The sequence below is a fragment of the Shewanella sp. DNRA4 genome (genome assembly GCF_012843185.1).
GTDB classification, from domain to species: Bacteria; Pseudomonadota; Gammaproteobacteria; order Enterobacterales; family Shewanellaceae; genus Shewanella; species Shewanella xiamenensis.
In genome coordinates, this window is record NZ_JABAIP010000016.1 from 33,699 (window position 1) to 45,696 (window position 11,998).

Here is an 11,998-nt window from a genome sequence, read left to right on the forward strand (position 1 = left end):
TATTGCTAGCACGTAAAAGTATTGGTATTACTATAATACTAAAATATCAAAAAACAATAGAGGAAGTATGAAAAAGGCATTTTCTAGTATTTGTGTGAGTGCTTGTTTGGCATTGATCACCACGGCCAGTACAGAGGCAATTGCTGCTAACCCTTTGTTTACGGATGTATTTACCGCCGATCCTGCGGCCATAGTGCATCAAGATACCGTGTATCTTTACACAGGCCATGATGTTGCAAAGGATAATCACACCTTCTTCGAAATGCATGACTGGCTGGTTTTTAGCTCTAAGGATATGCACAACTGGACGGCCCACGGCAGCAAGTTATCGGTGAAGGATTTCAGCTGGGCAAAAGGAGATGCATGGGCCAGCCATGTGATTGAGAAGGATGGTAAGTTTTACTGGTATGTCACGGCAAGGCACAACAAAATCAATGGTTTTGCCATAGGTGTCGCGGTTGCAGATAGTCCACTCGGCCCCTTCAAGGATGCCCGCGGCAGCGCCCTTATCACCAATGATATGACCACAGATACTGAGATTGATTGGGATGATATCGATCCTGCTGTTTTTATCGATGATGACAAGCAAGCCTATCTGTTTTGGGGCAACACTAAGCCAAGATTTGCCAAGTTAAAAGCCAACATGATTGAACTCGATGGCCCAATTCACTCGATTGATATTCCAAACTTTACCGAAGCACTCTGGGTACATAAAAAAGATAAAACCTATTATCTTTCATACGCTTCAGGCTTCCCTGAAAAAATTGCCTATGCGACCAGTGATAGCATTCAGGGGCCGTGGAAGTACCAAGGTATCTTAAATGAAGTGGCGGGTAACTCGCCGACAAACCATCAAGCAATCATTGAATTTAAAGGTAAATCCTACTTTATCTATCATACCGGCTCCTCGCAGGATGGCGGCGGTGAGTTTAGACGTTCAGTCGCAATTGACCCGCTGCATTACAATGCCGATGGCACCCTACAGCGTATTCATATGACAAGCGAAGGCATCAACGAGCCGCAGTAATCCTATTTTTTACTCGCTCTAAAGTAAAAAAGGTGAACCTAAGTTCACCTTTTTTATTTGCAGTAAAGCGGCGTTAAAAATTTAAGCAAGCCGTTATTTACGCACGATATTTTTATGCACTGTATCTTGAGACGTCGAGAGTAATTTATTCATCTCGGCTTTCGCGACTTCACTGTCCCCTGCGGCAATCGCAGTATAAATGGCCTTATGGCCTGGGAGTGATTGGATAAAGTCATCCTGAATTGTGCTACTGAGTCTAAAGATTTCGAGCAGCGCAGATTGAATCGACACGCCGAGTGAGACCATAAACTCGTTATTGGTCGCATCCAAAATCGCCATATGGAAATCGATATCCGAGGTATACACTTCATCCGTACCTAATTCGGCCGCTTCCATCTTGGCATAAGCAGCCGCAATCACCTCAAGCTGCTCTGGGGTGCGTTTCTTGGCAGCCAGTTCCGCCGCAGCGGGTTCAAATACGGCACGAATTTCATAGAGCGAAGTATAAAACTCGGGTGAAGGTTTCGATTGGGAAAACCAGTTTAAGATCACCGGATCAAACATATTCCAGTGGCGACGCTCACGAATGCGGGTGCCAAGCTTAGGGCGAGACTCGATAAGCCCTTTTGCTGTGAGCACCTTAAAGGCTTCCCTTAAGGAGGTGCGTGACACTTCCAGCTCTTCACAGATAGCATTTTCATTAGGGATATATTCACCTGGCGCATAAAAGCCGCCCACAATGCGAGAACCTAATTCGCTTGCCACCCAGTTATGGATATTCTGCGGACGGTTATTTGCCTGATTTGCCATAGTGCCCTCTTTAACTCTCTATCTCTGTGCTCAATCCAATCAGCTGGATAAGGTGCTTAACGCTGATAAACAAATGTTATGATACTACCTTTCCTGATAAAGGTAATAAAAATTTTGTTAACGCTAAGAATTTATGGGAATTTCCTCAAACTTACTGTCCCTACCTTACCCCAAACTTTTACATTGTAAAGCCTAATTTTGCGTTTTAGCCAGTGATTGGACAAGCTCGCAACGGCTACTGAGCGCCTAGGAAATAGTCATTTTCAATCTGTAATTCGGCATGCACATCGACCACAAACATCCCCGCAGCTTCGGCGGCTTGGATGCCCGCCTTCGCATCTTCAAATACGATACAGCGCTCTGGCGCTATGCCCATCAGCTCAGCGCAGCGTAAAAAAGTATCCGGAGCCGGTTTGGGCGAATCGACTTGGTCAGCCCCCACTACATGGTCCACCAACTCCAGCAAGCCACACAGGGTTAAGATTTGAATGGCTTCCTCTGTGTAGGCGCCTGTGCCGACCGCCATTGGGCGTTTGCCCTGATTATGCTTGGCAAATTCGGCTAATGCTGTCGGTTTCACATATAAATGCATAGTGTCGCGCACTAGGGCTTCTTTATACTCGTTCATGGCCTCGCAACTGGCCGTTGGCGTGACGCCAAAATGGGCGATCAGAATCTCTAAGGTGCCAATGGTGGGCACGCCCGCTAACGAGCGCATCAGTGCAGGCTCTACCGGGATCCCAAAGTGATTCAAGGTTTGTCGCCATGCCTGCTCATGCAACTGACCGCTGTCGACTAAGGTGCCATCCATATCGAAGATAATGCCGTCAAATTCTGTATACATCTGTGTTAACCCTATGAAATGAATGGTGCCAGAAAAATGAAAGCCGCCCGAAGGCGGCTTTATTGCTGTGCGAGAATTATAAACCTCTTGCTAAACCGTAATAAACGGAATTTTGGCGAAGCTCATTCTTAAACTCGCGAATCTTAGTGTCGGCATCGATGATAACCAGCTCAGCACCGGCCATTTCAGCAAAGTCGACAATCTGATCCGTCGTGATAGCTTGGCTATAAGCCGAGTGGTGAGCACCACCGGCGTGGATCCAAGCAGCGGCGGCAACCGCTAAATTCGGACGAGGCTCCCACAGTGCAGACGCGACAGGCAGATTTGGCAGATCCTGTGGTGGTGTCACTGTATCTAATTCATTGAGAATGATACGGAAACGGTTGCCTAAATCGATAGTCGATACGTTGATTGCTGGGCCAGCTTTACCTGTGAATAACAGACGTGGCACGTCACAACGCACACCAATGGTGTGGCGGTGAACTTCTAAACGCGGTTTTGCAGCAGCAATCGATGGGCACACTTCTAACATGTGGGCGCCAAGAACTTGGTCAGTCGCGCCAAAGTTATAGGTGTAGTCTTCCATAAATGAAGTACCACCGGTACGGCCTTGGCCCATCACCTTCATGATGCGCACCATGGCAGCCGTTTTCCAGTCGCCTTCGCCGCCGTAACCGAAACCGTTCGCCATCAGACGTTGGGTAGCCAGTCCCGGTAATCCTGTCATACCGGTCAGGTTTTCGAAGCAGTTGGTAAAGGCACCAAATCCGCCTTGGGTTAAGAATTGGGTTAAGCCGAGTTCAATCTTGGCTTCTTTTCTTAAACGGTCTAATTGGTATTCATCGCCAAATAGCTCGTTACCCACTTGGTATTCGCTGGCGTAACGGTCGAGTTGTGCGGTTACATCACCTTCGGCAATGGCTGCAATCGCTTCATTGAGTTCACCTAAGCTGTAGGCGTGCACTTCGTAACCGAATTGAATTTGTGCGGCAACTTTGTCGCCTTCGGTTACGGCCACTTGACGCATGTTGTCGCCAAAGCGGGCAATACGCAGGTTTTGGCTCTCATGCCAACCCGCCGCTGCGCGGCACCAATCATCGATTTGTGCCTGTACATCGCTCGATTGCCAGTGACCCACAACCACTTTGCGCTCTTTACGCATACGAGTGCCGATAAAACCAAATTCGCGGCAACCGTGAGCACTTTGGTGGGTGTTCATGTAGTTCATGTTGATTTCGCTCCAAGGGAGCTCAGCATTGAACTGCGTGTGTAAGTGCATGAATGGCTTGCTTAATTCATTAAGGCCTGCAATCCACATCTTGGCAGGAGAGAAAGTGTGCATCCACAGAATAACGCCAACACAGTTTTCATCGCTGTTGGCCGCTTGGCATACGGCGTGAATTTCCCGTGGGGATTTGACGGTTGGCTTATACACCACTTCGATGGAAATGGCGGATGATTCATTAAAGCCATGAACAATTTGCTCACTGTTTTTAGCGACTTGCTCTAATACTTTCGGGCCGTATAAATCCTGCGAACCCGTGATAAACCACACTTGTTTTTGTTTGAAGGCTTTCATATTACTCTCTCTAGTTTGAAATGAGACCCGACTGGCAATTACTTGCTTTGGCCGTAATAAGCGTCTTTTCCATGCTTACGCAAATAGTGCTTATCAATAAGCTCTTGTTTTAACTGACTGATACCTGGTGATAATGTTTTGGTGAGATATGCCATCCGCGCGATTTCTTCGAGCAACACGGCGTGGTACACAGATTTAGCCGCATTCGCGCCCCAAGTGAACGGCGCGTGGCCTGCCACTATCACCATGGGCGACTCGTTGGGATCTCGGTCGGCAAAACAATCGAGGATCTGCACGCCGGTTTCTTCTTCGTAGTCGCGGCTTATCTGATCATTGCGCATCACTGCTGTGCATGGAATTTCACCGTACACATAATCGGCCTGTGTCGTGCCTAAGCAGGGAATCGCGATCTGCGCCTGCGCCCACGCGGTGGCATAGGTTGAATGGGTATGGGTAATGCCACCAATACTCTGCCACTGACGATACAAATAGGTGTGCGTCTTGGTATCGGATGAAGGACGCATGCGCCCTTCGACGATTTGATTCTCAAGGTCAACAATCACAATGTCTTCAACCTTCAAATCTTCATAGGGCACGCCGCTGGGCTTGATACCAATCACGCCCAGTTGACGGTCAATTTGTGAAACGTTGCCAAAGGTGTAAGTCACCAGTTTGCGTTTCTCAAGCTCCATGTTGGCTTCGTAGACTTCGCGTTTTAGCTCTAAAAAAGACATCTTATTTTGCTCCATCAACATAGTGGCCAAGGGCTAAGTACGCTTGATAAAGCGCTTGATATTTCTGTGCGTTTTCAGGATTCGGTTGATAGGTTTTCGCAACGCTTGAGGCCATTGCGGCTTGGGCACTCAACACATCGGGATAAACCCCGGCTGCGGTTGCGGCATAAATGGCGGCGCCGAGGGCACAGCTTTGTTCGCTCTCGAGTACGTCGATATTGCAATTCCACACATCGGCGCAGGTTTGCATAATGAAGTCGGATTTTTTCGAGATCCCACCAATGGTGACCACATGGTCAATGCAAACGCCTTCTTGTTTGAAGCGCTCGATAATGGCCAGTGCGCCATAGGCGCTGGCTTCCACTAAGGCTTTGAAGACTTGCGGTGCTTGGCTGCCCATGGTTAAGCCTGTGATAGCCATGGCAACAGATTGGTCGGCATCGGGCGTGCGACGTCCATTAATCCAATCCAGCGCGACAATACCGGTCTCCCCAACGGGGATTTTCGCGGCCGCATTGCCCAGCACGGTTAAGGTTTCGGCCTCGAGTTGCTGAATAAGTTTGGCTCTGGTGTCGTCATCAAACAGCGCTGAAGTGTCAAGCTGTTGCATTGGCCATGCGGTGAGATCCCTAAACCAAGCGTAAAGATCGCCAAAGGCGGACTGACCCGCTTCAAGACCAATCATGCCGGGCAATACGGAACCATCGACCTGACCGCAAATCCCTTTGATACAACGCTCTCCAATATCTTCATAACTGGCGACGGTAATGTCGCAGGTTGAGGTCCCCATCACCTTAGTTAATACGCCGGGCTTAACATTGGCCCCAACGGCGCCCGCGTGGCAGTCGAATGAGCCAAAAGACACGATAACCTCGGTCGATAGCCCTAAATGCTGTGCCCACTCAGGGGTTAACTGACCACAAACCTTGTCGGATGTGCAGGTTTCAAGCGGTAACTTGTCTCTCAATCCATCGAGTAAAGGGTCGATACCAACGAAAAAGTCATTCGGTGGATAGCCATTCCATGACTCGTGCCACATCACTTTATGGCCGGCGGCGCAGCGCCCAGCCTTAAAGACTTTTGGATGTGTGGTGCCAGTCATTAATGCGGTGATCCAATCACAGTGCTCGACCCAGCTGTAGGCGGCTTGCCTTACCGCGCTGTCATGGCGCAGTACGAATAGTGCTTTGGCCCAAAACCATTCAGAGGAATAAATCCCTCCTTCATATTTCAAGTAATTTTCGCTTGCATTGTTTGCTGCGGCGGTAATTTGCTGAGCTTCGAGAATCGCGCTGTGATCTTTCCAAAGCAAAAACATGGCATTGGGGTTATTCGCAAACTCTGGTTTTAAGGCTAAGGCAACGCCAGATTCGTCGACGGCAATGGGAGTTGAACCTGTGGTATCAACACTCAACCCGCAGACTCTTTGCGCGGCGCCACTGGGGGCTTTTGCCCATAATCCTTGCACTACCTCGATAAGGCTTTCGATGTAATCGAGGGGATGTTGTCTAAATTGATTCTTCGCGGGCTCACAAAACAGCCCCTTCTTCCAACGTGGGTAGTACACCACATTGGTTGCTACTTCTGCGCCCGTTTGGGTATCCACCAATAACGCGCGTACTGAATCAGAGCCGTAATCAAGCCCTAACGCGTAAGCCCCTAAAACATTCGACATTTGCATCCCCATTCATTTTGTCTGCGCCCTATTCGGTTTACGCAGGTAGAGTGAATATCATTTCATACTACAATAATACTACGAGATAATAGTAATACAATATGATTTTAGTTGTTGGGTGATAAAATTTTTAACATTAAGGCTGAGCATGTAACGATTAGGCGAGGAAGAGTGTGGAAAACTAAGCTGCGCTTAGCTTGACTCAAACGGTAAGAAGTCGAATAATGGCGCCAGGTTGCAGAGACACCTATCCGCAGAAGATGACATCACTCTGACTCATATCTCGATGTACGCATCAAATGTATGACACAACAATTGATTAGGTTTGGCTTAGCGGAGATGCCAATAAAACTTAGGAGAATTGTTTGTGATACAACAAATTACCCCAGCAGCACGCGCCTTAACTGAAGTCAAAATCCTCGCTAAAAAGCGCCTTAAAGCCTGCCACGCTGGTGATGCAATGGCGCTGGATAAATTCGCCCCCTTGATGAATAAGCAAGGTTTTACGCAACAGGATATTCAGCTTAAGCATTGCCAAAGCCTATTGGCTCGTGAGCTCGGTTTTACTGATTTTAATCACTGTCAAAGAGTGTTATCGGGACAAGCACACATCGGTGAAGACTTAGGTACCCTATTCCATAGCAGGCGCTGCGATACCTTGCTCAATCACTGGTTCAGCGGTTTTGATGAGGCGCAGGCTTTTTTAAAGCAATCACCGCAGATGGTGTTGTTGCCCTATAAAAAGCAGTTCTTGGTGGTCAACGGCGCCGACTATGTTGATGCTCTTGGACTCATATTGAGCGAACCCGCCTGCATCTACAGTACATGGGTGGGGAATGAAACGGTTCCTGCCTATGAAGCTTTTGCGCTAAGTCTTATCAGGCATAAGCTCACTTAGCCTAGCCTTACTTATCCTAAGCTGCTTTGCTATTTGAAAATCCTAGGGCGTGTTGACGTTTCAGGGTTATTTTTGCAGCAATGTGGCTGGCTTTTATGCAAGGCAAAGTCCGTGCAGTGTAGTTATTCTACATAAACGGACGATAACGCGGCAGAAAAGCCAGCCAAATGCTGCCCGAAGGGTTCGTCTGGCAAGCCCTTGCTCTTACTTTCTGTCATAAGAGCCGCTCGTCATTTGAGTAGAATACACATCATTCCTCGTTTCGCGAGCACGTGCTTGCCAGAACGAACAAAATTTAATCTCGAAACGTCAACACGCCCTAGCTAATGGGAAATTAAATCTATTGCGAAAGAAAAAGGCCGCTAAGTCATTAGCGGCCTTTTTGACTGAATTTGGTGGTGGAACTGCGGTTAGCGTTAGGAACCCTCGGGTTCAACTCCCGAAATTCCAAAAACAGAAAAACCATCACTACAGATAGTTCATCTGTGGAATATTGCCAAGGAGCTGCGCTTAGAATTAGGAACCCTAGGGTTCAACTTTCGAAATTCCAAAAACAAAAAAGCCATCATTGCTGATGGCTTTTCCGTAGAATATGGCGGAGGAGCAGGGATTTGAACCCTGGGTGGGCTATAAACCCACGCCGGTTTTCAAGACCGGTGCATTAAACCACTCTGCCACCCCTCCGAACGATGCGCATGATATAAGTTAGTTTACTGACTGTAAAGCACTAACTGATAATTTTGCGCTAACTGCTCGTATTACATTCAATCTGCTTGATTTTGCTTCTTATCCACATTGATCCCAAGGCGAGCTGGATCCGGCGCAGTAAAGTGTTTGGCAAAATCGGCCCATGTTTGTTCGGTTTTTAACAAGTAACCCAAGATCACCACTAATGAACAGCTCAAAATGGCCCAACCTATGGCAACTTCTCCCGAACTTGCCCAGAGAGCGACTAAGCTTGAGGCGCCAAAGGCGATAGTGATTTGCAAAAAGTTCTGTAATCCTGCCGCTTTAGCCGCATTTTGGGTAAATTGTTGCAAGGCGCTGTTCACGACGATGGGATAAATCGCCCCGTTCGCCGCTGCAAGTATCGAGAACGAAATCAGCAGTGGGAAAATAGTTTCCATCTTCATTAATAAGGTGAAAAATACAATTGAGATAACACAGAGTCCAAACATTGCCAATAATACGTTGAGTGTACGGTCGGCACCAATACGTTTTATCAATAACTTACTCGCGTATCCGCCCACAATAAACATGATGGTTTGCGGAATAAAGCTAAGGCCAATTTCGGTTGCTTGATAGCCATGCTGCTCCATCACAATCGGCCATACCGTCAAGTAGGCAAAGAACGCACCTGAACACGCACCAAAAATCACTACGTTACCTAAATAACGGGTATTTTTCAAAATCTGCTTGTAGGAAACTGCGCTTGGCTTAGCATCCTGATGCGCTGCATGGCTCGGCACGAAGTATAAGGTCATCAGCACCAATAAAAAGGCAATCACACACAATGAGATAAAGATTGCACGCCATCCAAAATCGTTCAGAATATAAGCGCCAAGGATTGGGGCTAATGCGGGTGACAATGCCACTAACGGCATAATATTGCTGAAGATCCCCTGAGCTTTTTCGGCATCATACTGTTCGACCACAATCGCTTGCCAAATAACGCCAGCACTACAGGCGCCAATGGCTTGGAAGAATCGAGCGATATTCAACATCAGTATCGAGTCGCTATTGGCAATTGCAACACTGGACGCGGCAAAAATGCCAAGGCCGAAGATCAGGGCATAACGTTTGCCGAGTTTACTGACCAAAGGGCCATAAATCAGCTGCCCTAAGGCTAAACCAGCCAAGAAACAGGTGAGCGACATCGCCACTTGTGAAGGTGAAGAATTGAACGAACTTTCAATTGCTTTGAAAGCAGGTAAATACATGTCTGTGGCAATAAAGCCTAACATGCTTAACAAGGCCAAATAGAATAAGAATATAAAAAACTTCATATTTACAAAGATATTACTAGATGTTTTCATAAAATAATCATGTCAAAAGACTTAAGGCGTGCAGTCTAAATACTTGTTAATTTGATTGGAAACGTTTATTTTTGACAGATGCTATCAATTATTTTCATCACAATGGATGTCAGCTATGCTCTCGGAACAAGCGTTAGAACTCATTGATATCGTGGCCCGGGTGGGGAGTTTTACGGCGGCAGCCAATCGACTGCACAAGGTCCCTTCAGCGGTCAGTTATGCCGTTAAGCAAATCGAAGAAGAACTTGGCGTAGTGTTATTTGAGCGCCACCACCGCAGCGTGACCTTAACCCCTGCGGGAGAGCATTTTGTTAAGCAAGCCAGAAACTTGCTGACTCAAATGGATGAGATGAAACGTGGCACTCAACGTGTGGCAAATGGTTGGCAACCCACACTGTCTATCGCCTTAGATAACATAGTCCGCGCGGACAGAATTAGCGTATTAATCGCCGACTTTTACCGTCATTTCCATGATATTGAGCTTATCATCCGCATCGAGGTCTTTAACGGGGTGTGGGAGGCGCTTGCGACCGGTCGAAGTGATATCGCCATTGGTGCAACCACCGCCATTCCCGTAGGTGGCGTATACCAATATAAAGACATGGGCGATATTCAATGGGCGTTTTTGGTGAGTAAAAACCATCCCTTAGCCAATATTGATCGACCTTTAACCGACGATGAATTGCGCCCCTTTCCCTCCATCTGTTTGGAAGATACTTCGCGGGAAATTCCGAAACGCATGACCTGGTTATTGGAGAATCAGCGCAGACTCGTGGTGCCAGATTGGATCCGCGCGATTAACTGTTTTAGAGAGGGCCTCGGCATTGGCTATATGCCAGTTCATTTGGCCAGCGTCTTTATCAAAGCTGGCGCCTTGGTCGAAAAACAGCTTGAGAATCCTAAGCTGACCAGCCCCTGCTGTCTGGCTTGGAATGCCGACAAAATGTCGCCCGCCCTCGCCTGGGTGCTGGATTATTTAGGCGATACCGATAAATTACACCGTGAATGGCTGGCGTAATATTGCCGTATGATCACAGGATTAAGCTTGTTTTAAAGTCTTTGTGTTGCACTGTTGTAACGAAATACGGCTGAATCATCAGATAACACAGAAAAATCAGCCTTTACAACTTGTTATTTGTGGCGTGAATCCTTTAAGCCAAGCGCTGTTTTAGTTACTATGCAAACAGGATTACTGGATTTGCGAGATTAATGGGAACTCTCGTGCCCGTTAAAAATCAAAATGATCAGTTTGGATTCAAAAGCTAATGGAGAAAGATATGACTCAGCAAACCCTGTACTCAACGAGTGCATCCACCTTAGAAGTGAATAAACTTCTTAAAAACACTTATCTGTTACTGGCCATGACCCTCGCCTTTTCTGCATTGTGTGCAGGCTTAGCGATGGCGCTCAACATCAGCCCACTGATGTCACTCGGTTTATCTATCGGCGGTTTAGTACTGCTATTTGTAACCTTACGCAAAGCCGATTCAGCGGCAGGCATCTTCTGGGTTTTTGCCTTTACCGGTATGGAAGGCGCATCATTAGGTTACATGCTTAACCACTATGCTGGTATGACGAATGGCTCTGAGCTTATCATGCAAGCTCTTGGTTTAACGTCGGTTATCTTTATTGCGCTCTCTGCCTATGCGGTAACGACTAAGAAAGATTTCTCTTTCCTACGTGGGTTCTTGTTCGCAGGATTAATTGTGGTGATCGCCGCTGCGCTGATTAACATTTTCGTGGGTAACAGCGTTGCCTTTATGGCGATTAACGCAGGTCTTGCGCTGTTAATGACCGGCTTTATCCTGTTCGATACTAGCCGTATCGTGAATGGTGGCGAGACTAACTATATCCGCGCCACGATCTCCTTGTATCTGGACTTTTTAAACCTGTTTATTGCCATTTTGCATTTGCTTGGCATTGGTAACGATGATTAATCCCCTTTTCGGGAAACTTACGCTAAAATGGCCCTAATTTTAGGGCCATTTTTTTTATGATGAGCAAATTTATTATCCAAGTAAACGGGCCAGCCTATGGCACGTCGGCAAGTGTGAATGCCCTACGTTTCACCCAAGCCTCCCTGCAAAGCGGACATGAGATTGTCTGCGTGTTTTTCTATCAGGATGGCGTGTATAACTCCACGGACTTTAACTTACCCGCATCCGATGAATATGATGTGGTTAAAGGCTGGAAACAATTGGCGGCCGAGCATCAAGTCTCGTTAGTGAACTGTGTCTCAGCGGCATTACGGCGCGGCATCGTCTCGCAGCAAGAGGCGAAGGAAAACGGGCTAAGCCACTGGAATGTTGAACGTTCTTTTATTATGGGTGGACTGGGTGAACTGGTCACGGGAATTGAATCAGCCGATCGTTTGATCTGCTTTTAAGCTTCGGAA

The 11,998-nt window shown here is 47.2% G+C and carries 11 protein-coding genes and 1 tRNA gene; 5 read left to right on the forward strand and 7 right to left on the reverse strand.

What is annotated here, in order from left to right; genetic code table 11:
* Positions 1 to 67: 67 nt before the first annotated feature.
* Positions 68 to 1,027: a glycoside hydrolase family 43 protein gene (locus tag HG547_RS17080; protein ID WP_169548510.1), complete on the forward strand. Its 960-nt coding sequence runs from the start codon at positions 68 to 70 to the stop codon at positions 1,025 to 1,027.
* 93 nt (positions 1,028 to 1,120) lie between these two features.
* On the opposite strand, the gene HG547_RS17085 is transcribed toward HG547_RS17080, so the two are convergent.
* From HG547_RS17085 to HG547_RS17105, 5 genes are all read right to left on the reverse strand, one after another.
* Positions 1,121 to 1,837 (reverse strand): FadR/GntR family transcriptional regulator, encoded by a 717-nt coding sequence (locus tag HG547_RS17085; RefSeq protein ID WP_169548511.1) that lies wholly within the window; start codon positions 1,835 to 1,837, stop codon positions 1,121 to 1,123.
* 235 nt (positions 1,838 to 2,072) lie between these two features.
* Positions 2,073 to 2,681: a beta-phosphoglucomutase family hydrolase gene (locus HG547_RS17090; RefSeq protein ID WP_169548512.1), complete on the reverse strand. Its 609-nt coding sequence runs from the start codon at positions 2,679 to 2,681 to the stop codon at positions 2,073 to 2,075.
* A 76-nt stretch (positions 2,682 to 2,757) separates the two neighbouring features.
* Positions 2,758 to 4,260, reverse strand: a complete 1,503-nt coding sequence (gene araA, locus HG547_RS17095) for an L-arabinose isomerase (RefSeq protein WP_169548513.1) — start codon at positions 4,258 to 4,260, stop codon at positions 2,758 to 2,760.
* Between the two features lie 38 nt (positions 4,261 to 4,298).
* Positions 4,299 to 4,994: an L-ribulose-5-phosphate 4-epimerase gene (locus HG547_RS17100; RefSeq protein WP_011626173.1), complete on the reverse strand. Its 696-nt coding sequence runs from the start codon at positions 4,992 to 4,994 to the stop codon at positions 4,299 to 4,301.
* Position 4,995: 1 nt separating this feature from the next.
* Positions 4,996 to 6,669: a ribulokinase gene (locus HG547_RS17105; protein ID WP_169548514.1), complete on the reverse strand. Its 1,674-nt coding sequence runs from the start codon at positions 6,667 to 6,669 to the stop codon at positions 4,996 to 4,998.
* 367 nt (positions 6,670 to 7,036) lie between these two features.
* On the opposite strand from HG547_RS17105, the gene HG547_RS17110 reads away from it, so the two are divergent.
* Positions 7,037 to 7,567, forward strand: coding sequence for a hypothetical protein (locus HG547_RS17110; protein WP_047536292.1), 531 nt, complete (start codon positions 7,037 to 7,039; stop codon positions 7,565 to 7,567).
* Positions 7,568 to 8,160: 593 nt separating this feature from the next.
* Here the strand turns inward: HG547_RS17110 and HG547_RS17115 are convergent.
* A tRNA-Ser gene (locus HG547_RS17115) sits at positions 8,161 to 8,251 on the reverse strand.
* Between the two features lie 80 nt (positions 8,252 to 8,331).
* Positions 8,332 to 9,603 carry a purine nucleoside transporter PunC gene (punC, locus tag HG547_RS17120; protein ID WP_099458090.1) on the reverse strand — a complete coding sequence of 424 codons (1,272 nt, stop codon included), beginning with the start codon at positions 9,601 to 9,603 and terminating at the stop codon, positions 8,332 to 8,334.
* 115 nt (positions 9,604 to 9,718) lie between these two features.
* Here punC and punR point away from each other — a divergent pair, with 115 nt between their 5' ends.
* The 3 genes from punR (at position 9,719) to tusD (ending at position 11,989) form a co-directional block, all read left to right on the forward strand.
* Positions 9,719 to 10,621, forward strand: a complete 903-nt coding sequence (punR, locus tag HG547_RS17125; RefSeq protein ID WP_037418958.1) for a DNA-binding transcriptional activator PunR — start codon at positions 9,719 to 9,721, stop codon at positions 10,619 to 10,621.
* A gap of 259 nt (positions 10,622 to 10,880) precedes the next feature.
* A complete protein-coding gene (locus HG547_RS17130; RefSeq protein WP_037418955.1) occupies positions 10,881 to 11,540 on the forward strand; it encodes a Bax inhibitor-1/YccA family protein in 660 nt (219 codons plus the stop codon).
* 59 nt (positions 11,541 to 11,599) lie between these two features.
* Entirely contained in the window at positions 11,600 to 11,989 is a 390-nt protein-coding gene (gene tusD, locus HG547_RS17135; protein ID WP_169548550.1) for a sulfurtransferase complex subunit TusD, read from the forward strand.
* The last annotated feature ends 9 nt before the right edge of the window (positions 11,990 to 11,998 follow it).